This window comes from Paenibacillus sp. J22R98, from assembly GCF_059383835.1.
Genome location: NZ_JBXENW010000002.1, coordinates 752,072 through 776,344, shown reverse-complemented (window position 1 = coordinate 776,344; position 24,273 = coordinate 752,072). Strand labels below are relative to the sequence as shown.

Below are 24,273 nucleotides of genomic sequence, written 5' to 3'. Positions count from 1 at the left end.
TCCCGGCACATGGCTACCGTTTATTGTACCACAATGCAGCCTTATTTTGCGGCAGAACTCGGCGCACTTGTCAGCGGCATTCGGCACAAATTCGCCTCACAATTGTCACGACCTCCGACTTTACAATTATTCTGGAAGTTGGGTATACTAGGGGGAGCAATCGTTGTTGTCTAAGGAGGAAGTTAAAACGATGGAAAATGTAAGAGACCCACGTGAGCATTTGAACGAGGAACCGCGCGACGATCTATTCGACGTTGCACTTGGCTTTGGCGGATTCTTTGGACTGCTGTTCGTTATTTTCGCCGCTGCGGTGATTATCAAATTCATCATTTCGTAATAATGTGGCCTTGCCTCGGACTCCGGGTGCAAGGCCATTTTAATGGAATGAGTTGACAAGGCGCTGCAATGCGCATAGAATGACAACTAACGATAACTAAGGAGGCTGATGTCAAATGGTAGCTAATGTCATGAACGTTCAAGATGTTGCGGTAGTTGCATATGCATCGGTCTCAGACGGATCAAGTACGGGAATTACGCAGTAAGCTAAGGATACAGCCCTAGCTTATTTGCAATCGCCCATCGCCGCCGCAAGAGACCGAAATTCGGTTTCTTGCGGTTTTTTTGTGTCCGTTTCGATACGTGCAAACGTATCAAAAGCGAAGACCGCAGGAGTTTATTTCCTGCGGTTTTTTTGTTATCCATTCAACCAATCCAACTAAAAAGGGGTACACCAATTTTGAACATGAACCATCCTTTGCAAGTAAGCTCGACCACTAACGGGCTGGAAGACTACGGCTGGAATGAATACTGGGAGAACGCTTTTACCCGTGTGTCCGGCACCGGCAGCACAGGTGTCAGCCTAGAGCCGGCACGTGTCGTTGCCCAGTTTACGAATCGTTACCGCATCATGACCGCCGCCGGCGAGTACGCCGCTGAGGTCAGCGGCAAATTCCAGTTCCTGGCTGCATCGCGCAGCGAATTCCCTGCCGTCGGCGACTGGGTCGCGGTACAATCGCTGCCCGGTGAGCAGCGTGCCATCATTCACAGCATCCTGCCTCGCCGCTCGGCGATGATCCGCAGAGCAGCCGGCAGCGTGCCGGAAGAACAGGTCATCGGCACGAACATTGACACTCTATTCATCGTTAATGCGCTCAATGGCGATTACAATGTCCGCAAAATCGAACGCTACCTCATCGCAGCTTGGGAAAGCGGCGCCACGCCTGTCGTCCTGCTGACGAAAGCCGATCTCTGCACCGATACCGAGCGCAGAGTCGCCGAAGTTGAAGCGGCAGCGCCCGGTGTCCCTGTTCATGCGGTCAGCGCCTTGGAGAACGAAGGCCGCGACTCGCTCTCGCCATATATGCTCCAAGGCCGCACCATTGCCGTAACCGGCTCATCCGGCGTCGGCAAATCGACGCTGCTGAACTGGCTGGCCGGCGGCGACCTGCAGCGCGTGCAGGGCATCCGCGAGGATGACGCGCGCGGCCGCCATACGACCACGCACCGCGAGCTGTTCCCGCTTCCGGGCGGCGTCATCATGATGGATACGCCGGGGATGCGCGAGCTGCAGCTGTGGGAAGCCGATGACGGCCGGCAGGAAGCGTTCTCCGATATTGAAGCGATCGCCGAGACCTGCCGGTTCCGCGATTGCCGTCATCAGGCGGAGCAGGGCTGCGCCGTGAAGGCAGCGCTGCGCAGCGGCACGCTCGATGAGCGCCGCTACGAGAGCTATAAGAAAACCGGACGCGAGCTGGCGCATCAAGCGCGCAAAGAGCAGTCCGTCAGCAAACGCCAGAAGAAAAGTGCCGATAAACGGATCGAAGCGCGCACAAGCTACGTCAAGCACAAGCTGGACATCGACTGATTGAAATTGACTAGCGTTGCGCTGAGTTGTATGATCTTATCAAGTGATAAGCTGATTTAGCAGGAAAGGAATCTTCTCAGCAATGGCAGCCAACAAATCGAATCAATCGCAAGAAACACGCGCCATGATTATTAGAACGGCGAAGGAGCTGTTTATGGAGCTCGGATATCGTTCCGTATCCACGCGGCAAATCGCCGATGCCTGCGGTTTAACCCAGCCTGCGTTATATCACCACTTCAAGGATAAACAGGCGCTTTACGTAGATGTCATGCGATCGGTGTGCGAAGGCACCCGAAGCGCGCTCGACCGTATCATTCGCAGAGAAACAGATGTAAGGCAACGCCTATACCATGTCACGGCTTATATGCTAGCGAGTCACCCCGAGGATCTCAGCCGGATGTTTCACGATATCCGGCATGAGCTTGCGCCGGAGTCGCAGCGAATTATCTATGAGCTATGGCGCGGCGCGTACCTTGCTCCACTGCTCACGATATTCGAAGCCGGGCAGCTGAGCGGGGAATTGCGCAGTTCCGCGCAGTTTGGCATGGATGCTGAGAAATCAGCCCGGCTGTTGATGGGGCTCATTAACCAAACACTAGCCTCAGCCTCTACATTCACGAACGCAGCAGACGCTGCCACAAAGAAAGATTGGGATGAACAAGCCCAAATGCTCGTCAACGTATTGTTATTCGGACTATCGGCCACCGCACCACCTTCGGTGTAAGGCGGCCTAAATAGCCCTTTTTTTCTAATCATCACTTATCACTTGATAAGCCAAAACAAAGGAGATGAGACTTCCGCATGGTAGTTAGATGGCTCGAAACATTCACGCAAGCAGTCGGAGGCAAACGCGGCAGATGGTTAACGCTTGCCGCTTGGATCGTTATTGTCGCTCTGCTCAATGTGACGCTGCCAAGTTCCTCAGAGTTGAAAGACGATACGCTGGCCAACTTCGATGCAAGCAAGCCGTCCGTTCAGACCGAGAAGCTGATCGCGGAGCAGTTCCCGTCCGAAACCGGTATCCCCGCGCTCTTAACCTGGTATCGCGCGAACGGACTTACGGATGAGGATATGGCCAGTATTCAGCAGCTCGCGAAACAGCTTGCAGCAAACCCTGTCCCTCACCAAGTAAGTGTTGTTCCGCTCGATAAGCTGCCTCTTCCTGCTCTAAAGCAGCAAGTTTCTGAAGACGGTACAACGCTGGTTCAGCCTGTTCTGTTTGATCAGGCAGCGGGAAGCGATGGACTCAAAGAAGGTCTGACCCAGATCGAAGAAGAAACAGCACTTATCTTCAAGGATGGAACAAACCCGTTCCAAACCAAACTAGAGTCCGGCAGCGGCCTTGCCGTTCGAGCATCGGGACCTGTCGGCATCGCAGTCGACGCAACAGGCTTATTCAAGAGCGCCGATGTCTCTTTGCTGCTGTCTACTGTTTTTCTCGTCCTCCTATTTCTGCTGCTTATCTACCGTTCGCCGGTACTCGCTCTCATTCCGCTCATCGCGGTCGGCTTCGCATACGGAGCAATCACACCGCTGTTAGGGTGGATGGCTGATCAAGGCTGGATTGCCTATGATTCGCAGAGCTTATCGATCATGACCGTGCTGCTGTTCGGCGCCGGAACGGATTACTGCCTCTTCTTAATTGCCAGATTCCGCAGCGAATTGAAGGAAGAACGCGATACTTTCACAGCGTTAAAACGTGCATTCAGCGGTTCTTCAGGTGCGATTGCCATGAGCGGCCTGACCGTTGTTCTCTCCCTGCTCGTGCTGCTTATGGCTGAGTTCGGCAGCATTCAACGTTTCGCGGTTCCGTTCAGCTTAGCCATTCTAATCATGATGATCGCGAGCTTGACGCTAGTGCCAGCCTTTCTAGGTCTGCTGGGCAGAGCTTCCTTCTACCCGTTCATTCCAAGAACGCAAGAAATGGCTGCCGCTCGCGCGAAGAAGAAAGGTAAACCGGCGCCGGCTCTACAAACCCGTGCAACCCTTGGCGATCGACTTGGCGAGGTCGTTGTGCGCAAGCCGAAGCGGATTGCCGTTATCACGACAGTTATCCTGGTGATCTGTGTTATTTTCGCCACGCAGATCAAATACACTTTCGACACGCTCTCTTCGTTCCCGGCGGATTCTCCTTCGCGAGAAGGCTTTACTCTCCTTGCGGATCATTTCAATGCAGGCGAGCTCGCGCCTGTACAAGTGATTGCAGAGACCCTATCAGCAGAGCAAGGCGAAGCGGTCAAAGCAGCATTAGCTTCGCTTCCTTTTGTAAAGAAAGTTACCGATCCGGTCAAAGGCGCAACGAATACGGATCTGCTCCGCTTTGAGGTCGAGCTTGCCGTGAATCCTTATTCCATTGAGGCAATCGACTATATTCCTCAACTGCGGAAAGCGGCGGAAGAAGCACTCACTGTGCCAAGCGCCGGCTCTACCATAACCGATACCGACGATGCCAAGCAACAGGTATGGATCGGCGGCCAAACCGCAGAGCAGTACGACACCAAACAAACAACCGGCAATGACGCGAAGCTCATCATTCCGGTCATCCTGATCCTTATTTCACTACTATTGCTCGCCTACCTGCGATCCTTCGTCGCGATGCTCTACCTAATTGCAACCGTCCTGTTATCCTATTACAGCGCGCTCGGGCTTGGCTGGGTCGTGCTTCACTACTTGTTCGGCACAGAAGCGATTCAAGGACTTATCCCGCTCTATTCCTTTGTCTTTATCGTTGCGCTCGGCGAGGATTACAACATCTTCATGATTTCGAGCATTTGGAAGAAGGCTCGTCATATGCCGCTGCGCCAAGCGGTGAAGGAAGGCGTCTCCCAGACCGGATCCGTCATCACCTCGGCAGGACTGATTCTCGCAGGTACATTCGCAGTGCTGGCGACCTTGCCGATTCAAGTGCTTGTGCAATTCGGTACGGTAACAGCCATCGGCGTCCTGCTCGATACGTTTATCGTGAGGCCGTTCCTAGTTCCCGCGATTACGGTACTTTGCGGTCGTGCAGCCTTCTGGCCCGCTTCCGCTTCGAAATCCGGACAATCGACACTCACAAGCAACTAAACGAAACCAGACGCCTACCTCAGAAATCAGCAAAAAGCGCCGGGTCACTCGTCATCCACGAGCGGTCCGGCGCTTCTTCTATACTAGCTAATGCTATCCGTTAACAGCCTTCAATTTATCGGTGCTGTTTGCGTCCTGTCGTTGTTGCCCAGCTTGCCCAGCTTGCCCGGTTTTGGCAGTCGCCGCATCGAACCTCTTCCGTTCTGTACGGTCGATTTGGACTACTCTGCCGTCATGAACCGTAATGAGAACCGAACCATATTCAAGCCCATTTACCTGTGTTGCTATGCGCTCTAACCATTCTTGATCCAGCACGATTGGTTTTGCCATCATAAATCCCTCCCGGACTAATTAAATATGAACTGGCAGCGGATCGATCTTCAGTGGATTCTCCACGATCGTCGCCGACTTGTCAGTAATAACGTATAAACGGTGAATAAGGACGGATACTTCATCACCCGGCTGAAGCGGTTCTTGATCCAAGGAACGATGCGCCGACAATCGGTTGTTGCCCACTTGCACATCAAGCTCCAAATGAGCGCCTCGGAAGAAAATATGACGTACCTTGCCTTTCTCAGAAGCGGAAGGGAATGGAATTTCCCGCTCGCGTCCTACCTCAACAAACTCGGGACGGATGATCGCTTTAGCGCCTTCCGCCAGTGAGGAATTACCGAAGCCGCGAAGGTCGCTAGGCTGCTCCACCACGCTGGAATGACCGATAAACCCGGCCACAAAAGCAGTTTGCGGATCGGTGTAAATATGCACCGGCGAGCCTTGCTGCTCCAGCTTTCCTTGCTGAACGATCAGCATTTCATCCGCTACCTCGACCGCTTCATCTTGGTCATGCGTAACGAAGATGGATGTGATGCCAAGCGTGCTGATCAGCTGCTTCAGCCAGGTGCGAAGCTCCTTGCGCACTTTCGCGTCAATAGCGGCGAAGGGTTCGTCGAGCAGCAGCAGATCCGGCTTAGGCGCAAGCGCTCTTGCGAAAGCCACCCGCTGCCGTTGTCCGCCTGAGAGCTGATGCGGGTAACGATGCTCGAAGCCACGCAGTCCCGTCAAGTCAAGCAGCTCGCCGACACGTGCCTTAATCTCGGCTTTACTCGCCTTGCGAATCGTCAGTCCAAAAGCGATATTGTCGAATACGGTCATATGTTTAAACAAGGCGTAGTTTTGGAAAACAAATCCGATTCCTCTGAGCTGCGGCTGAACATCGTTGACTCGTTTCCCGTTAATGAAGATATCGCCGGAATCCGGTGTCTCAAGTCCCGCTAATATGCGCAGCAGCGTTGATTTGCCGCCGCCGCTCGGTCCCAGCAGACCGATCAGCTTGCCGCGTTCAATCGAGAAGCTGACATCATGGACGGCTTGGTGGCCATGAAAGGATTTATTGATGTTGCGAACCTCGATATGCATCCTTTAGCCCTCCTCTTTCGGGGTTTTCTGAGCGGTTTTCCATTCGATGAAGCTCTTCACGACCAGCGTCACCAGTGCCAGCATAACCAGCAAGGAAGCCACCGCAAACGATGCAGAGAATTGATATTCGTTATACAGGATCTCAATGTGCAGCGGCAGCGTGTTCGTCTCGCCGCGGATGTGGCCGGATACGACCGACACGGCGCCGAACTCCCCCATCGCTCTCGCATTACAGAGAATGATGCCGTAGAGCAATCCCCATTTAATATTAGGAAGCGTTACGCGCCAGAAGATTTGCCAGCCTTTCGCGCCAAGGCTTGCGGCTGCTTCCTCTTCTTGCACGCCTTGCGCCTGCATCAGCGGGATGAGTTCGCGGGCAACGAACGGGAACGTAACGAATGTTGTCGCAAGTACGATACCGGGTAATGCGAAGATGATTTGAATATTATGATCCGACAGCCACGGTCCGAGGAAGCCTTGTGCACCGAACAATAACACGAAGACCAATCCCGATATGACCGGGGACACGGCAAAAGGTAAATCAATCAATGTAATAAGTACGTTTTTGCCCCGAAACCGAAACTTACTGATCGCCCAAGCAGCGGCAACGCCGAATACTGTGTTTAGCGGTACGGCAATAACTGCTGTCAATAAAGTCAGCCTTAGTGCCGACCAGGCATCGGGATCCTTCAACGCGGCTACATAGACCTCTGTTCCGCGTTTGAAAGCTTCAATAAAAACCGACAGCAGCGGCAGCAGCACCACAAGCACCAGGAACAGCAGCGCGACGGAGATGAGTACTATTCGAATGCCGGCAGACTCGTTAATATGTTTCGGACGCTGCGCGGACTTCTCGGTTAGATGAACCGTAACTGCACCAGCCATAGTTTACACGCTCCTATTCCGCAATAACGCGGCGATTGCTCCGCCACTGCAAGTAGTTGATTAACAGAAGAAGCAGGAACGATGCGACTAACATGACCATCGCAATAGCTGTCGCTCCCTTGTAGTCGTATTGCTCAAGCTTCGTCATAATGAGCAGCGGCGCGATTTCGGTCTTCATCGGCATGTTGCCGGAGATGAAGACGACGGAACCGTATTCCCCAATCCCTCTGGCAAAAGCAAGCGCAAATCCGGTAAGCAGCGGCGGAATCAGCTCCGGCAGAATGACCCGGCGGAACGTCCGCCAGCGGAATGCGCCGAGCATAACGGCCGCTTCCTCTACTTCATTATCCAGATCCTGCAGCACTGGCTGCACGGTGCGTACTACGAAGGGCAAGCCGATAAAAATGAGAGCTAACGTAATGCCAAGCGGCGTGAAGGCCACTTTAATACCGAGCGGTTCAAGCAAAGAACCGATCCAGCCGTTTGGTGCGTAGATTGCGGTCAATGCAATGCCGGCTACAGCGGTTGGCAGTGCAAAGGGCAAATCAATTAGGCTGTCGACCAGCTTTTTCCCCGGAAATTTGTAGCGAACCAGCACCCAGGCGATGACGAGTCCGAATACGAGATTGATTAGTGCAGCATAGAAAGAGGTGAAGAAGCTGATTTTGTAGGATGCGATTACTCGTGCGTTAGCCACCGTATGCCAGAACTGAGCCGGCGTTAATCCGGAGGTTTTCACGAAGATACCGGCTAACGGGATAATGACCAGTACGCTTAAGTAGAAGATCGTGAATCCAAGGGAAAGTCCGAAACCCGGCAATATGCTGCGCGGCTTCGCTTTGCTTGAGATGGAACTTTTCATGAGAAGAGTCAGCTCCTATCGATTCGCTTATGAGCCGGGTGCGTAGATTTGATCAAATACGCCGCCGTCTGCAAAATGTTTCTTCTGTGCAACAGCCCAGCCGCCGAAATCACCGTCGATCGTCAGCAGGTTCATCTCTGGGAATTGGTCTGCGAACTGCTCCGCTACCGATGCCAGCTGCGGGCGGTAGAAATTCTGTGCAACAAGCTTCTGTGCTTCTTCGGTATACAGGTAATCCAGGTAAGCTTCCGCAACGGTGCGTGAGCCTTTCTTATCAACGTTCTTATCGACAACGGCTACCGGCGGTTCTGCAAGAATACTGATGGAAGGATAAACGATATCGAATTTATCCGGACCAAGCTCTTTCACGGAAAGAAGAGCTTCATTCTCCCAAGCAAGCAGCACATCGCCGATGCCCTTCTCTACGAAGGTCGTTGTGGAACCGCGTGCGCCGGAATCGAGTACCGGTACGTTCTTATAGAGCGCGGAAACGAATTCTTGTGCCTTCGCTTCATCGTCATTGTTCTGTTTAAGCGCGTAGCCCCATGCTGCGAGATAATTCCAGCGTGCGCCGCCGCTTGTCTTCGGGTTTGGCGTGATAACTTGCACGCCTGGCTTCACTAAGTCGTTCCAGTCTTTGATTTGCTTCGGGTTGCCTTTACGGACCAGGAACACGATTGTTGAAGTATATGGAGCGCTGTTGTTCTCGAACTGCTGCTGCCAATCCTTATCGATTAGGCCCTTCTCAGCAATTGCGTCGATATCATAGCCGAGTGCGAGGGTGACAACATCGGCTTTAAGTCCATCAATGACCGCTCGTGATTGAGCGCCGGAGCCGGCATGGGATTGTTTAATCGTTACTTTCTGGTTATGCTCTTTCTCCCAATAATCGGCGAACAGTTTATTGTAAGCTTCATATAATTCACGCGTCGGGTCGTAAGAAACATTCAGCAGCTCGATCGGTTCAGTCGATTCCGAGGTTGCCGTATTATCGGCTGCTGGCTCCGTACCCTCTGCATTGGTAGTAGTATTGGTTGCACCTGCGTTGGTATCATTAGCTGTACCTGCATTGGCATTTGTTTGGTTTGTGTTTGCTGGAGAATTTGAATCCCAGCCGCAGCCGGTCAGCGCAAGGGCGAATACAATAAAGATCAACAGCGTGTGGAGCGTAAACTTGGCATTCTTCTTTTTCATGTTTGTCATGTAAAAGCACCTCTCATCATCTTATTTCAGATAACTAACGCTTTCCCACTCCGCGTTGACCGGTAGTTGAAATAGAATTAATCCTACCTGTTTAGTTGGTTATGGGATGATGATAGCAATGGATAAGCTGTCCTGTCAATCATTTTTTTAACATTATTTATGAAAGGGATTAGTTTTGCTTAATTTAGAAATCTTTTCAATTCACAGTTGACAGGTAGGAATTGTCAGCTTATGATAAATCCATCGAGCCCACCGGTCCACCGGAGTCCCCGGCAAAGTAACAGCAGCCTGAAGTTTCACTTCACGGGTGCATTCTGCCTGGGCCTCCTTTTTTTGTCCAATCAGTCAGATCGGGATGGAGCACTATAATAAAGGGAGAGTTGTAAAATGAAGAGAAAACTGCTACTCACGATCACCGTACTGGCATTAATTCTATCCTTATCCTCAACCAGCTTTGCAGCCGTAACGAAACCGGCTAAACCGGATATCGAGCTGTTGAACGTCTCGTACGATCCGACTCGCGAGCTTTACGTGCAGTACAATAAAGCATTCGCCTCTTATTGGAAAGCTAGAACCGGGCAGAAGGTTACCATTAAGCAATCGCATGGCGGCTCCGGCGCACAAGCTCGTTCCGTTATCGATGGCCTGCAAGCGGATGTTGTCACACTTGCACTCGCTTATGATATTGACGCTATTCAGAAAGCCGGGCTGATCAATGACGGCTGGGAATCGCGTTTTGCTAAAAACAGCTCGCCATACACATCTACAATCGTCTTCCTAGTACGCAAAGGGAACCCGAAGAAGATTAAAGATTGGAACGACCTGGTTAAGGATAAAGTGTCCGTTATTACGCCGAATCCGAAAACAAGCGGCGGCGCCCGCTGGAACTTCCTTGCTGCATGGGGTTATGCTTTGAAACACAACAATAACAGTGAAGCGAAAGCAACAGAATTCGTAACGAAGCTGTTCAAGAACGTGCCGGTGCTGGATTCCGGCGCCCGCGGTTCGACTACAACTTTTGTTGAACGCGGAATCGGCGATGTACTGCTAGCCTGGGAGAATGAAGCTTACTTGGCGCTGAAAGAGCATGGTAAGGATTTTGAAATCGTAACGCCTTCCTATAGTATCCTTGCGGAGCCTCCGGTTGCTGTCGTCACGAAGAACGCTGAGAAACACGGTACACGCGAAGTAGCCAAAGCTTATCTCGACTATCTCTACACCAATGCCGGCCAGCGTATCGTTGCTCAAAACTTCTACCGTCCGACAAATACGAAAATCGCTGCGGAATTCACGAAAAACTTCAAAAACGTCGAGCTTTCGAACATCCGTGATTTTGGCGGCTGGAACAAAGCGCAAACGAAGTTCTTTAACGATGGCGGCGTGTTCGACGATATTTACAAACCTTAATAGCATCTCAACAAAAAAAACCGTACATCCTAACCGATGTACGGTTTTTTTCTATACATTCCCTGATTTACAAGAATAGAACATAATCTTTAACCCAATTTAATACCTCGGTTGCTACAATATTCTTATACCAATTGAAAGGTGGAGTAACTAGAAAATGGTTCCTTTTCGCAAGAGAATGTCGCGGGCTGCTATCGCCGCTTCCCTTCTCACAGGCTTTCTGACATCATCTTATCTTCCGACCCCTGTACACGCACAAGCCGCCCTTGAAGCCTCAGTGAATGAGGTGAACGTTGCCGATGATCGGCCATTTACAATTACAAACGCAGTCATGGATACTTCCGGCGGTGTTCTGGCAAGTGCCGTTGTGACGCCTTCTTCTGTAGGACATGCCGGCGAAGAAACGGTTATATTTGAACTGTTCGATGGCGCTGTACCCATCGGAATTGCAGCTCTGACGAAGGATATTGTGGGCAGCGAGAAAATGACGGCTCATTTCAATAAGTCAGGAAGCAGCCTTTCCGTCAAAGTATTTGTCGTTGACTCCTACAGCGGATCGCTCACAGAGGTGGGCAATAGTCTGGCTGATCCGATTACAATCGGTTCGACCTTGAAGCTGCGCATCATGGAAACGACGGATGTCCACACCAATTTCATGAACTACGATTACTTCAAGGATGCTCCCGCAGAGAATGTCGGACTTGTCAAAACAGCCACATTGGTCAAGCAAGCACGCTCAGAAGTGAAGAATTCGCTGCTAGTCGATAACGGCGATTTGCTCCAAGGCACGCCGCTCGGCACGTATATGGCTAAAGTAGCGCCGCTCAAAGACGGCGACGTACATCCGGCCTATAAAGCGATGAACCTGATGGGCTACGATATTGCAACGTTCGGCAATCACGAGTTCAATTATGGTCTTGATTATTTGAATGAAGCCACTGATGATGCTAAATTCCCATACGTCAATGCAAACGTTTATGTGGACGATCATGATGCCGATCAAAGTAACGACGTCAATATGTACAAACCGTACGTCATTATGGACAAAACGTTCAAGGATGAGAATGGTCAAACACAGACCGTAAAAGTAGGCTTCATCGGATTCGTTACGCCGCAAATCATGGATTGGGATAAAGGGAATCTGGACGGTAAAGTCATTACGAAGGATATTGTAGCGACAGCCCAGAAATTCGTTCCTCAAATGCGCGCGGAAGGCGCGGAAGTCGTCGTTGCCCTCACTCACTCCGGCTTTAATGGTAATGCTGTGGCCGGCGCAGGTGCGGAAGATGCGGTTTACCCGCTGAGTAAAGTTGCAGGCATCGATGCCATTACGTTCTCGCATACCCATAAGGTATTCCCGGCAGCCAGCGTGAGCGCGCTTGATCCGCTCTTCAAGGATGCGAGCGGCAACCCTCTTCTGGGCGTCGATAATACGAAAGGTACTATCAATGGCGTTGCTGCTGTACAAGCCGGCTTCGGCGGCGGCAATCTCGGTATCATCGACCTGACGCTGAACAAAACCAACGGCAAATGGAAAGTTACAAATTCGCAATCCTCCAACAAATATATTTATGACAGCGTTACTAAGCTGCCTCTCGTTGATGCAGACCCTGCTATCGTAAATGCAATTAAAACCGAGCATGAAGCGACAATCGCCTATACCAACCAAGCGATCGGTCAAACATCTGCTCCAATTTACAGTTACTTCGCGCTTGTACAGGACGACCCATCCGTTCAAATCGTCACGCAAGCTCAGAAATGGTTCGTACAGCAGGAATTGAATACGAAGAATTCGCCGGACAAGGATCTTCCGATTCTGTCTGTAGGCGCTCCGTTCAAGGCTGGCCGCAATGGTCCAAGCGAATATACGGATATTAAAGCAGGCGATCTTGCAATTAAGAGCGCCAGCGATTTGTATCTCTACGACAACACGCTGAAGGCCATTAAAGTGAAAGGCTCCGTCGTGAAGGAATGGCTTGAAATGTCTGCCGGTATGTTCAATCAGATCGATCCAGGCAAGACCGAAGAGCAATCGTTGCTAAACCCGTCCTTCCCGGTATTCAACTTCGATGTCATTGATGGCGTCACTTATCAGGTAGATGTCACTAAGCCGGCTAAGTACACCAAAGACGGTACCATTAACGATGCTGCGTCCAGCCGGATTGTTAACCTGAACTATCACAATCAACCGGTTGATCCTGATCAAGACTTCATCGTGATCAGCAACAACTACCGCGTTAACGGCGGAGGCAACTTCCCGGGTGTGAAAGGTTCTCCGCTCGTACTGGATTCCGCCAGCGAGAATCGTCAAGTTCTTATGGACTACATCACGGAGCAGGGGACGATCGATCCGGCCGCTGACAACAACTGGTCGATTGCACCTGTTGAAGGTGATGTTAACGTTACATTTACAACTTCACCGGCTGCGAAAACCTACTTGAACGCGAATCCGAAGATCACTTCACTTGAGCGGACAGATGAGAAAGGATTCGGCATCTACAAGCTTGATCTTCACGGGAATACAACACAGCCGGGTGAGAATGTGAAAGTCCAGCTGCTAGGTATCAATGATTTCCACGGTCAGTTGGACTACTCCACCACTGTCGGCGACAATGTTCTGGGCGGAGCTGCCTACTTGGCAACTTATCTCAAGCAATACAAAGCAACAAATCCGGCAAACACCTTGCTCGTTCACAATGGAGATGCGGTAGGTGCAAGCTCTCCGGTTTCATCGCTTGAGCGAGATAAACCTACACTCGATTTCATGGAACTTCTCGGATTCAAAGTTGGGACGCTCGGCAATCACGAGTTTGATCAAGGTGTACCTGCCCTTATGGCTCAATTAAATGGCGGTCAAGATCCAATCAATACGAGCATCACGCATTCAAAGACGACAATCGATTATGTAAATGCCAATGTGCTCGACAAAGTGACAGGCGAGCCTATCATCGCGCCGTATGCCATTGAAGAAGTCGGCGGAGAAAAAATCGGTTTCATCGGGGTTGTTACGATGCTGACGCCTAGCAAAGTTTCTCCTTCCGCGCTTGCACCGGTAAATATTGTGGATCAAGCTCCGGTTGTCAATGCAGCTGTTGATGCCTTAACCGCGCAAGGGGTCAAAGCCATCGTCGTTCTTGCTCATGATCCTGCTTCACAGAGCGGTACGACAATTACCGGCGAGGCAGCTGATCTCGCTAACGCCGTAAGCGATGAGATTGACGTTATTTTCGCCGGCGACAACCATGCGAAAGTGAACGGAATTGTCGACAACAAGCTCATCTTCCAAGCCTACTCCTACGGTACTGCATTTGCCGATGTGGATCTTGAGATCGACCCGCTAACGCATGATATCGTGAAGAAGGAAGCGACCATTGTGGACGTCAATCAAGCCGGCAAAACACCGGATGCTGAAGTTAATGCTCTGGTACAAGCCTCCCTGGGCAGACATCCCGAGCTTTCGCTGCCGGTCGGCTCCACTGAGGTTGCTTATCTGAAAGCAAATGCCTATTCGCAAGAAATCGCGCTTGGCAGCTTGATCGCCGATGCCATGAAAGATGCCATGCAGTCTGACTTTGCATTCATGAATCCAGGCGGTATCCGAGCCGATTTGCCGCTTGGCAACGTGCTCTATTCCGATCTGTTCCGTATTCAACCGTTTGGGAACCAGCTGGTTAAGATGACACTGACCGGTGCGCAAATTAAGACGCTGCTTCAACAGCAATGGGGAGAAACAGCAGCTAGTACGAAAACACTGCAAATCTCCGGACTTCGTTATACGGCTGATTTCAGCAAACCAATTGCAGAGCGTGTCGTCTCCTTAACGAAAGAAGACGGAACAGCCATTTCCGACACGGCTGAATACACAGCGGTAGTCAATAACTTCATGGCAGCCGGCGGCGACAACTATACCGTTCTGACACAGGGTAAAAATCCAACAGCCGGTCCCACCGATATCGATGCATTCTACTACTATGTTCTGAACACGTTCAATCACGGTACGATTACAGCGGCTGTGAAGGGCCGCATCACGAATATCAATACGACCCCATAAATCAGGTTAAACGGCGGTGAGCCCGGACTCAGCTGAATCATCTGCTCCGTCCGGGTCACCACATTAGAAAGGAGCATCAAGTTGAAGAGAACAGCATTCATCTTAACGGCACTGTCATTGTCATTGGCGTTAGCTGTGCCTGTCGCAGCTCCATTAGCTGCTTATGCTGACAGTTCAGCCCCACTAGCTGCCGGCACGACAATTGACGCAGTAACCAATGTCTTTGCCGGTAGTTCCGTATCGATCAGTGGCACAACTAATGCTGCTGATGTCATCGTAAAGGTCTTAAGTCCGGATGGCACCATCCTTTTCTTTGATATCGTGAAAGCAGCCGATGGCCGTTACTCCACTACATTTCAACTGTCCGGTGATGTGGCTGCCGGCAGCAACTTTCAGATCATCGCCGGACAAGGCTCTGATGTCTCCACTAAGACATTTACGATAGCCTCAAATGGCAGCAGTATTCCCACACCCGGGGATACCGACCTGCCGACAGTACCTGATGGCGTTACATCCGTACATTTCGAGCTGTCCGATGTCTCCTCCGCTGCTAACGGCATCGCCACGTTGGATGCCAGCAAGGTTAATTCCGCCAAATCGGACATCCAAATTCCTGCTTCGGTTATTCAAACCATCGGCGATAACAGCTTCCGTATTCTCCTCCCGAATGGCGCCGTTACGCTGCCGAAGGAAGTGCTAAGTGCACTCTCCGCACTAGCCGGTTCCGATAAGGATGCCAGTCTCTCGCTTCAATTCAGCAAGCTGACAAGCAGTGAAGCCGCTTCCGCCGTTGATAAGATCGGTAAAGCCGGAACCGGCCTTACGCCGCAAGGGCAAGTCATTGAACTGAACCTTGGTGTCGTATTCAAGGATGGTTTGACGAAAAAACTAAGCAGCTTCACGAAACCGGTCACGCTTCAGCTACAGCTCACTGAAGGCGCGGATGCCCGTCTCACAGGGATTTATTATCTCTCGGATCTCGGTACGATCGAATATATCGGCGGCACGCTCAAAGGAAACACACTGACTGCCGAAATCGGCCATTTCAGCAAATACGGCGTGTTCTCGTACACGAAGAAGTTTGCCGACATGCCTACGACTCATTGGGCAGCCGATGTGATCGAGGAACTGACTGCGAAGCATATCGTGCAAGGAATATCCGCAGACAGCTTCGGACCTAAAGCCAAAGTAACGCGTGCCGAATTTGTTACGATGCTCGTTCGTGCTCTTGGTCTGAAAGCGACAGGCGCAGCGCCGTTTAGCGACATCAAAGCGGACAGCTGGTATGCTGATGCGACTGCTGCGGCTTACGAGAACGACATCACATCCGGCACCAGCGCTGGGAAGTTTGAACCGAACAAGCCGATCACCCGCGAAGAAATGGCCCTCATGATTACTCGCGTCTATGAGAAACAGCACGGCCAAGCCAGTGGCAGCGCCACGGATATCGATGCATTCAAAGACAAGAATACAATCAGCAGCTGGGCGAAAGATGCGGTTCAAGCCGCCGTGCATGCCGGGCTTATGGTTGGCAGTGATCAACGCTTCTCCCCACGCAGCAATACAACACGAGCAGAATCGGCACAAGTGCTCTACAACTTATTGTTCCGCGCGTAATACAAAGAGCCTGCCGTCTATGACGGCAGGCTCTTCTTCTGTATATGCGGCGATCAACGAAGACCGCGTTTATTGTGGCCTGTCACATGGACCGGCTGGACGTACGGACGAATCCGATCCATCAGCCGCTGCCCTTTGTGCAGCTCGTCGCCATCTTTGTTCGTAAAGCTGAAATGCTGTTCAATGGCATCAAGCCCATAATTGGACGTGTAGAACGTCGGCTTGCGGTTCATTCTGTAATTCAGAATGGCACCCAGAACATGATCCCGCACCCACGGATTCAAGTTCTCCGCTCCGATATCATCGAAGATCAGAAGATCCGTTTCCTTCATGAGATCGACCGTTTCCTTCAGCTTCCCCTGCTCCAGCATCAATGACTTCAAGTCTTCCACAAACTCCGGCATGTACACGATCGCGCCTGTGAAGCCTGCCTTAGCCAGCTCATGGAGCATATAACACATGAGGAATGTTTTCCCCGTACCGAACGACCCGGTTAAATAGAGCCCTTCTTTCTGGAGTCCGCTTTCCTTGGTTATGTTAATATACTTGATAATCTGACCGACAGCTTTCATCCGTTCGATATCTTTCGATACAATCTCATCGGCGGAGTAACCTTCCAATAATGCACGGTCATCCACGTAGAAGCTGCGTATACGGCTGCGAATCTTGTTCTCGCTTTGTTTGGCAATCAGCTTCTTGCAGGTCACTTTACGGTCGTTCAATTGAACGCGGCCGCCGATGGTTTCGCAGCTTAGCTCTGTATAGTGTCCTTCAAAATCATTCGGACATTGATCAAGGCCCGGACAGTTGCTGCAAATCCGAAATTCTTTGGTGCATTGATAAATTTTATTTAAATTCAGCCGGATCGTATCGTTATCCAGCTCCGGATACTTGGATCGCAGCTTGCCGACGAGTGGATCAGCAAGCAGCTCTTCCATTAACTTATCCGCTTGCCTCAGTGCGCTTCCGCCTCCCGGCATCTGCTTGAGCAAATCGCCCAGCGATTCCATCGCCATAAACCTTCACCTCAATTACGTCGTTTTCCCATCCAGCTTGCGAGCCATTCGCCGGATTTCCTCCATCTCCTCCGCTGAGAGCGGCGCTCCGCTTGGCGCTTCGGGCATGATTGGAATTGCCGGTTTACGGCGTCCGCGCGGTGCGCCGGTGCCGCCCCCCGTATTCCCTCTCGGAGCCTGCTGCACGCCGTCGCGGCGGCGTTCCTTCTCGCTCTCGAGCTTCACCTGCTCACGTACATAGCCGACCGCTTTCTCGAACGAATCGATCCCTTTAACAAGCATGTTGGACGCAACGGCGTCGATATAAGTTTTCGTAACTCGCTGCGCATCGTTAAGACCAAGTACATAATGAATGAGTACGTTAATAACAGAGCCTTGAAGACGATAATTAAGATCAATTTTCTCAAATTCTCGAATTAGCCATTCCGGGACAGCACCCGGGAAAAAACGTGATATAAAGCGCGTATGCGGCTCATTCCGCATCAGCATATTGTACTGATGAATATCGCAGCGTCCAGCCAGCTGCGTTGGAACCTCCATATAGTGCTCCGCCTGTACGGCCACTTCATCCGGCGGTTCATCTCCGTTGTCTTCCGAGCTGTTCTCCGCTTTCGCAGCAGCAACTCGTCCATATAAACGCTGCCGCTCATCGGTGCGTTTCCGATCTTGACGGTACATCTGATTCGCCCGCAGCTGAAGCTCATCGATAAGCAGCTCGCCTTTGCTGGAGAATACATTGTCTTCATCAAGCAGCCGTACCAAATCAACGACGGTTAGATTGTATTTATACGCTACATAATTCAACTGGGCAACCGTTTCATGATCACCGCGCAGCCGCTCGACATGATGTCTGTTCGCCGCATTGCGCGGGAACCGCATGATGATATCGCCGTACCCGATACCTGCTGTTTCCAGCTGCTGCTTCGGTGCAGGCTGTCTTGCCGGTGCAACCTCTGTCAGTGCCTGTTCAAGCTCCAAGTCAATGCCCTGCGTATTCAATCGGAACAGCTCATAGAAAGGTACGGTTATATTATCGCGCTGCAGCTCCACGCTGGCAAGCTCATCCGATTCCTTCGCATAGAAGGATTCCCTCAAGGCTATAACGGAATGCTTACCAACTTTATCGCGAAGCAATAATGTCAAATGGGGACTTCCGAAAAATTCATCCGGCGATAATGGCTTCACTAACTCATATTCGTAAACGACGTCGTCATTGTCCGGTACACCAAGTCTCGACACCTGCAGAAGGCCGACCGCTTCCAGCTTAGATGCTTGATTAACAAGATCCTGCCTGCCGCGTTCATTCATTTCAAGCCCAAGCCCCAGCAGCAGTTTGCGCTGCGGTTCTAGCGGAGAATAACCGACCCGATCGTCAGGCACCTGCTGATACAGAAATTGATAGAAACCTGCCGCGAACGCGCCGATCATAGATTGATAGATCAATCCGACCATTTTCCGATCAACAGCACTTAATGAAAAATCGCGAAAGATGTAGCATCGATGATGCTCTGTAAAGTGGTGCAAATTGCCGATCCGCATCTCATTTGACTCCATCCGCCTTTTATTCTTCCTACTAGTTTACCATAAAAGAGGCCTGCATTTGAGGCACAGAAAAAAGAAAATTCCCCCGCTTGAGGGAACTTTCGCAAATCTAATGATGTGTGGTCGTATTGGCTGTCCCTTCTTGGACACCTTTGCTAATCAGCTCATCCAGCAAGGCTTCTCGCTCTTCGAACGTATCGGCGATTTCAGGATGCTCCTGTTTCGCCAGCCACTGTGTCATGACAAACGCTGTCGTAACAGGCTCCTTCATTATCAGCTGCCTACCTGCCCCGATGATGCCGTACAGCTCGCTGTTTGGCAATCTGCGCTGAAGCTCGGCAGCATAATTCTGCCCCGTCTTGTCGCTTGTGCCATACAAAACCAGAACGGGCTGCTTAAGCTGAGATAGCCTCTTCTGTAAGGAACTGTCCAAACAAGCCGCCGTATATTCCCGCCACTTCGTGGAGTCACCGAGCTTTGCTTCTGCATGCAGCTCTTCGAAAGAGGACTTGGTCCCCGCTTCCGACCAAGCTGCTTTGAAGGCAATCGGTCCCTTCGGAGTCAGAATGCTGGAGATAAAGGCAGCCTGCAGCTTAGAACGCGTAACAATATCCGTATAGGCGGAAGCGCCGGACACGATTATACCGCCCAAGAATCGATCAGGATAAGCGAGCAAAGCCGTCAGAGCCGGGAACGAGCCTGCTCCATAAGAGCACACATAAGCTTGCTTCACGCCAAGTTTATCGAGCAGCCTTCTCATATCTTCTGCTATTAATGCCAACGTTAGCTTCCCGCTTCCCGCCTCGCTGTATCCATGACCGCGAATATCGAAGCGGATTAGGTTGGTACTCGACGTTAATTTCTCCTGCACAGTTGTAAACAGCCGGCTGGTCAGGCATGGCGGATGCAGGCATAAGACAGGCGTTTGCCCGGAACCGTCTTGATGATAATGCAGTGCGGTATCGCCAATATTCAAAAACGGCATAGCGCAACACCTCGGCTTTCGTTGTCAGCATAGATAGGTACATGCTGATTGCGAATTTTCCTTAGTATGGCCATGCCGTTTGATGTTTCATGTTAGAACATTTTGTATCCGCCTTTGCGCAGCGCACGGATGGTCGCACCACTTACATAAGCGCCGATCAGCGCACCGATCGCGGGCAAAATATCTACAAAAGTAAACGATGTGAAATTGCCTGATACGCTCTTCGCATCGTCCCATGTTTGCCAAATAAAAATAGGAACGAGTACGAGAATAAATAAGTAGATCGGGAAAAATGTTGTTTTAAGCAGCATATTCAGAATAAATCCGATTCCAAACATCATGACAAAAAACAATACTGTTGCAATTACCAGCTGTAAAATATTAACGTCACCGTTCATCCGAGTCGTCTGCCCCTTTCGCTACGAATAGTGTAGTAGATGGCACATCCGAAGTCAATTCATTCGGGCGTGTTGTCACAAGTCCGTCATTTGCTCTCTTTTGCTGCGTTACGATACAATGTAAACGACAAAGATAAATGACAGGGAGAGATCATAATGAGTGAAGCAGCACAAACGCTTGAAGGCTGGTACGCCTTGCACGATTTTCGCTCGATAGATTGGACAGCATGGAAGCTTGCGGATGAAGGCGAACGTGCCATTGCACTGGACGAGCTTCAATCCTTCCTTAGCGAATGGCAAACGATTGAAGATAATAAACAAGGCAGCACGGCATTCTATTCCATCGTCGGCCAGAAAGCGGATTTGGTCATGATGCATCTGCGCGAAACGCTGGAAGAGCTCAACGCCATTGAGAATGCATTCAATAAAACAACCTTTGCGCAATTCACGGTTCCGGCTCATTCTTATGTCAGCGTTGTGGAACTGAGCAACTATATGGCACCTGCAGGCACAGACCCCATGCAAAATCCGGAAATTCTGGCTAGACTGAAACCGATTCTGCCAAAATGGAACCATATCTGCTTCTACCCGATGAACAAACGCCGCGAAGGCAACGACAACTGGTACATGCTCAGCATGGACGAGCGCCGCACGATGATGCGCAGCCACGGGATGATCGGACGCACCTATGCAGGCAAAGTCAAACAAATCATTACCGGTTCCGTCGGTTTCGACAACTGGGAGTGGGGTGTTACGCTGTTCGCGGAAGATGCCCTGCAGTTTAAGAAGCTCGTTTATGAAATGCGCTTCGATGAAGTTAGCGCGCGCTTCGGTGATTTCGGCGACTTCTATGTCGGCAACCGAATGACAGACGAGAAGCTGCAAGAGCTGTTCGCCATTTAAATTACAAAAAGCGGATGAAACGTCTCAGGACGCCTCATCCGCTTTATTTGTTTAGTCTTCGTCGTCTTCTTCGAGGAGACGCTTTGCTTCGAGATATGCTTCCGTCTGACGGTCGCGCTCCCTGCCCTTCTCCTTAAGCCGCTCAATCCCCGGCAAAATGAGAATATCGACTTCCTTCTGCACCGTATATGCCAAGTCGTAACGGTTCTGCGACTCCAAGAAGGAGCCGACTTCCATCAGCGCGTTGTACCGATCCAGTTCATCGCGCGTCAGCAAACCACGAACCTGCACGCTGCAGTGTCGCATTACAGGAATTTACCTTTGCGAAGTACCAGTGGAATGCCACCGATAATGTATAGGTAACGAACATCAATTGCTTTCTTAAGCAATGCAGCTACGCCGCCTTTGTATTTCTTGCCGAATGCAAGACCAACTGCTTCGCCTTTACCAAGGGATGCAACTGTACCTTTGTTCTTGAACTCGAATTTCTTAAGCGGTTGGTTACGAATCGAAGCCACCAGGTTGTGTGCGCAAGTTACGCCTTGTTGCATAGCGATTTGTGCAGTTGGCGGGAACGGACGGCCTTCTGGGTTGAACATCAGGGAGTTGTCACCAACAACGTAGATGTTCTCGTGGCCCGGTACGCGAAGCGACTCATCCACTTTAACGCGTCCGCGCATCGTTTCAATGCCTGCTTCTTCGATCAAGCGGTTACCGCGCACGCCGGCTGCCCAAATGACAGTTGCTGCTTTGATTTCTTCGTTGTCGCCAACGATTACGCCCTCAGGAGTACATTCTTTGATCGCTGTTCCGATGCGGAATGTAACGCCTTTCTTCGTCAATACTTGCATAGCGTACTCAACGAGCTCCGGATCGAAACCTGGAAGCGCAGTTGGAGCAGCTTCAATGTTATATAGTTTAACAAGCGAAGGATCCACGTCGTTTTGCTTGCAAAGCTCCGGAAGACGATCAGCAAGCTCGCCCACAAACTCGATACCTGTGAAGCCGGCGCCGCCAACAACAAAAGTAAGGTAATCTGTGCGGTGTGGTTCGCGTTTGTAACGTGCAAATTGGTACTCAATGTGTTCGCGGATTAGACGAACGGAGTTAATGCTGCGAATATTCATTGCATGCTCAAGCATACCTGGAATTCCGAACGTTTCCGGCTCGCCGCCAAGGCCGATTACAAGGTAATCGTAGGAGAGCGTACCGTCTTCAAGAATTACCTTCTTGTCTTGGGTGCGGATTTGAACAACAGTCGATTTAACGAAATCGATTTTGAATTCGTCAATCAGCTTGGAGATGCTCACGCGCGCGTTTTCGGTTTTGTCCGTACCCGCTGCAGGCATGTGCAAATGTGTTGTGAAGTAGTGGTAGTCATGCTTGTTTACAAGCGTAACATCGGCTTCATTGTAGTTCAGTTCTTTTTGAAGACGCAGTGCTGTCAAGATACCGCCGTAACCGGCACCAAGAATAACAATTTTCGGTATGTTGCTCATCGCAGGATCCCATCCATTCGTATTTTCTTTTTCTTTACAGACTTTGTGAAAAATTACACAAACACAGACAATGAATAATGTTAGTGTGTGACCCTTAGCCTACTTTTATGAATAGTCCGTGTCTATTTTCGACAAATCGAATACTAATACCTCACATATTACAAACTTTTTCACTAAAGTTCAAGGGTAATTTATACGAAAATATTTAGAATAACATCCAATTTCCCAATTTTCTTATTTCCTCATAGCTTGTCGAACAGATATAATGTACAAGAAGATTCATCCAAGTGTAAGGCAGCATGCGCTCGTTCATTTTGTTACCTTTTTGGAGGTGTCAACTGTGTCCAACTCAGCTAATCCCCCGCATGTCGATATCGCGATTATCGGCGGCGGTCCTACCGGTATGTTTGCTTCGTTCTATGGCGGTATGCGCCAGGCCTCAGTTAAGATTATCGAAAGCATGCCTCAATTGGGAGGCCAACTAGCCGCGCTATACCCGGAGAAGCATATATATGATGTGGCTGGATTTCCGAAAGTAACCGCAGGCGAGCTTGTCGAGCAATTGAAGAAACAGATGGAACTGTTCAAGCCGGACATTCACCTGGAAGAGAAAGTCGTCAACGTGATCAAGCATGATGAACGCTCTTTCGAGATCGTGACGGACAAAACCTCGCATTTTGCCAAAGCCGTTATTATTACTGCCGGCGTCGGCGCATTCGAGCCCCGCAGACTGGAATTAGAGCAAGCAGCCCAATATGAGAAGAAAAATTTGCATTATTTCATCAGCAATTTGAACCAATTTCAAGGCAAGCATGTAGTCGTCACCGGCGGCGGCGATTCGGCCGTCGATTGGTCGCTGATGCTAGAGCCGATTGCTGCAAGTGTTACGCTTGTGCATCGCAGAGATAAATTCAGAGCTCATGAGCACAGCGTCGAGAATTTATTGCACTCCACTGTCCGCGTATTAACACCATATGAAATTACCTCCCTGCATGGCACACACCACATCGACCGCATGACATTGCAGCATGTCAAAACTTCCGAAATCACAGAACTAGCCGTTGTTGATGCTCTCATCGTGAATTACGGATTCGTCTCTTCCCTTGGCCCGATTGCCGAATGGGGACTTGAAATCGATAACGGCTCCATCATTGTCGACTCGCGCATGGAAACGAGTATCCCCGGCGTATTCGCCGCAGGCGACGTCACTACGTATCCGGGGAAACTGAAGCTGATTGCCGTTGGTTTCGGCGAAGCGCCGACAGCCATTAACAATGCCAAGGTTTATGTAGATCCTTCCGCTAAACTCTCACCTGGACACAGCAGCAATATGAAGCTGTAACCTCGAATTTCAACACGTATTACAAATCAAAAAAGGGTATCCTAGTCTTTAGCCTGACATGCTGATTTACGTCGCAATGGCAAAGGAGGGTACCCTTATCTATGTTATGTCCCATCTGCAATGGCTTGGAGCAGCTTACGGCTATCTGTCCGGTTTGCTCCCTACAAACTGATGATTATGGTCGGCTAGAAGACTTTGCCGGTCCCTACGCACCTTA

Annotated in this window: 20 protein-coding genes; 9 read left to right on the top strand and 11 right to left on the bottom strand. The window is 50.6% G+C overall.

The genetic code is table 11. From position 1 onward, the window contains the following. Positions 1-190: 190 nt before the first annotated feature. The 4 genes from AC50Y3_RS08945 (at position 191) to AC50Y3_RS08930 (ending at position 4,930) form a co-directional block, all read left to right on the top strand. Positions 191-337 (top strand): YqzM family protein, encoded by a 147-nt coding sequence (locus AC50Y3_RS08945; RefSeq protein WP_090982007.1) that lies wholly within the window; start codon positions 191-193, stop codon positions 335-337. Between the two features lie 405 nt (positions 338-742). Continuing rightward, a complete protein-coding gene (rsgA, locus tag AC50Y3_RS08940; protein ID WP_494818618.1) occupies positions 743-1,864 on the top strand; it encodes a ribosome small subunit-dependent GTPase A in 1,122 nt (373 codons plus the stop codon). Between the two features lie 82 nt (positions 1,865-1,946). Continuing rightward, on the top strand, positions 1,947-2,588 hold the full coding sequence (locus tag AC50Y3_RS08935; RefSeq protein WP_494818408.1) for a TetR/AcrR family transcriptional regulator: 642 nt from the start codon (positions 1,947-1,949) through the stop codon (positions 2,586-2,588). A 77-nt stretch (positions 2,589-2,665) separates the two neighbouring features. Continuing rightward, the gene (locus tag AC50Y3_RS08930) at positions 2,666-4,930 is read left to right on the top strand and encodes an MMPL family transporter (RefSeq protein WP_494818407.1); all 2,265 of its coding nucleotides are present in this window, start codon (positions 2,666-2,668) and stop codon (positions 4,928-4,930) included. Between the two features lie 93 nt (positions 4,931-5,023). Here AC50Y3_RS08930 and AC50Y3_RS08925 read toward each other — a convergent pair whose 3' ends face one another. Genes AC50Y3_RS08925 through AC50Y3_RS08905 form a run of 5 tightly spaced genes read right to left on the bottom strand, consistent with a single transcriptional unit; the run spans position 5,024 to position 9,296 of the window. Next, the gene (locus AC50Y3_RS08925) at positions 5,024-5,263 is read right to left on the bottom strand and encodes a YezD family protein (protein WP_494818406.1); all 240 of its coding nucleotides are present in this window, start codon (positions 5,261-5,263) and stop codon (positions 5,024-5,026) included. 18 nt (positions 5,264-5,281) lie between these two features. Continuing rightward, positions 5,282-6,346: an ABC transporter ATP-binding protein gene (locus tag AC50Y3_RS08920; RefSeq protein WP_494818405.1), complete on the bottom strand. Its 1,065-nt coding sequence runs from the start codon at positions 6,344-6,346 to the stop codon at positions 5,282-5,284. 3 nt (positions 6,347-6,349) lie between these two features. Continuing rightward, entirely contained in the window at positions 6,350-7,231 is an 882-nt protein-coding gene (gene cysW / locus AC50Y3_RS08915; RefSeq protein ID WP_494818404.1) for a sulfate ABC transporter permease subunit CysW, read from the bottom strand. Between the two features lie 13 nt (positions 7,232-7,244). Next, complete coding sequence (gene cysT, locus AC50Y3_RS08910) at positions 7,245-8,093, bottom strand: sulfate ABC transporter permease subunit CysT (RefSeq protein ID WP_494818403.1); 849 nt, start codon at positions 8,091-8,093, stop codon at positions 7,245-7,247. A gap of 27 nt (positions 8,094-8,120) precedes the next feature. After that, positions 8,121-9,296 carry a sulfate ABC transporter substrate-binding protein gene (locus AC50Y3_RS08905; RefSeq protein ID WP_494818402.1) on the bottom strand — a complete coding sequence of 392 codons (1,176 nt, stop codon included), beginning with the start codon at positions 9,294-9,296 and terminating at the stop codon, positions 8,121-8,123. A 387-nt stretch (positions 9,297-9,683) separates the two neighbouring features. Between AC50Y3_RS08905 and AC50Y3_RS08900 the strand changes: the two genes are divergently transcribed. The 3 genes from AC50Y3_RS08900 (at position 9,684) to AC50Y3_RS08890 (ending at position 16,371) form a co-directional block, all read left to right on the top strand. Continuing rightward, a complete protein-coding gene (locus tag AC50Y3_RS08900) occupies positions 9,684-10,703 on the top strand; it encodes a sulfate ABC transporter substrate-binding protein (protein WP_494818401.1) in 1,020 nt (339 codons plus the stop codon). 157 nt (positions 10,704-10,860) lie between these two features. Further along, a complete protein-coding gene (locus AC50Y3_RS08895) occupies positions 10,861-14,754 on the top strand; it encodes a bifunctional 2',3'-cyclic-nucleotide 2'-phosphodiesterase/3'-nucleotidase (protein WP_494818400.1) in 3,894 nt (1,297 codons plus the stop codon). 81 nt (positions 14,755-14,835) lie between these two features. After that, positions 14,836-16,371, top strand: coding sequence for an S-layer homology domain-containing protein (locus tag AC50Y3_RS08890; protein WP_494818399.1), 1,536 nt, complete (start codon positions 14,836-14,838; stop codon positions 16,369-16,371). 53 nt (positions 16,372-16,424) lie between these two features. On the opposite strand, the gene dnaI is transcribed toward AC50Y3_RS08890, so the two are convergent. From dnaI to AC50Y3_RS08870, 4 genes are all read right to left on the bottom strand, one after another. Continuing rightward, positions 16,425-17,381, bottom strand: a complete 957-nt coding sequence (gene dnaI, locus AC50Y3_RS08885) for a primosomal protein DnaI (RefSeq protein WP_494818617.1) — start codon at positions 17,379-17,381, stop codon at positions 16,425-16,427. A 21-nt stretch (positions 17,382-17,402) separates the two neighbouring features. Continuing rightward, positions 17,403-18,926 carry a replication initiation and membrane attachment family protein gene (locus tag AC50Y3_RS08880; protein WP_494818616.1) on the bottom strand — a complete coding sequence of 508 codons (1,524 nt, stop codon included), beginning with the start codon at positions 18,924-18,926 and terminating at the stop codon, positions 17,403-17,405. A 112-nt stretch (positions 18,927-19,038) separates the two neighbouring features. Then, a complete protein-coding gene (locus AC50Y3_RS08875) occupies positions 19,039-19,914 on the bottom strand; it encodes an alpha/beta fold hydrolase (RefSeq protein ID WP_494818398.1) in 876 nt (291 codons plus the stop codon). A gap of 92 nt (positions 19,915-20,006) precedes the next feature. Next, positions 20,007-20,312 (bottom strand): YuiB family protein, encoded by a 306-nt coding sequence (locus tag AC50Y3_RS08870; RefSeq protein WP_494818397.1) that lies wholly within the window; start codon positions 20,310-20,312, stop codon positions 20,007-20,009. A gap of 156 nt (positions 20,313-20,468) precedes the next feature. On the opposite strand from AC50Y3_RS08870, the gene hemQ reads away from it, so the two are divergent. Beyond that, positions 20,469-21,215, top strand: a complete 747-nt coding sequence (gene hemQ, locus AC50Y3_RS08865) for a hydrogen peroxide-dependent heme synthase (protein WP_494818396.1) — start codon at positions 20,469-20,471, stop codon at positions 21,213-21,215. A gap of 51 nt (positions 21,216-21,266) precedes the next feature. On the opposite strand, the gene AC50Y3_RS08860 is transcribed toward hemQ, so the two are convergent. Further along, positions 21,267-21,521: a hypothetical protein gene (locus AC50Y3_RS08860; RefSeq protein ID WP_091221092.1), complete on the bottom strand. Its 255-nt coding sequence runs from the start codon at positions 21,519-21,521 to the stop codon at positions 21,267-21,269. After that, positions 21,521-22,714 (bottom strand): NAD(P)/FAD-dependent oxidoreductase, encoded by a 1,194-nt coding sequence (locus tag AC50Y3_RS08855; protein WP_091221094.1) that lies wholly within the window; start codon positions 22,712-22,714, stop codon positions 21,521-21,523. The genes AC50Y3_RS08860 and AC50Y3_RS08855 overlap by 1 nt, the downstream gene beginning before the upstream one ends. Positions 22,715-23,054: 340 nt before the next feature. On the opposite strand from AC50Y3_RS08855, the gene AC50Y3_RS08850 reads away from it, so the two are divergent. After that, positions 23,055-24,056, top strand: coding sequence for an NAD(P)/FAD-dependent oxidoreductase (locus AC50Y3_RS08850; RefSeq protein ID WP_494818395.1), 1,002 nt, complete (start codon positions 23,055-23,057; stop codon positions 24,054-24,056). Positions 24,057-24,273: the final 217 nt, after the last annotated feature.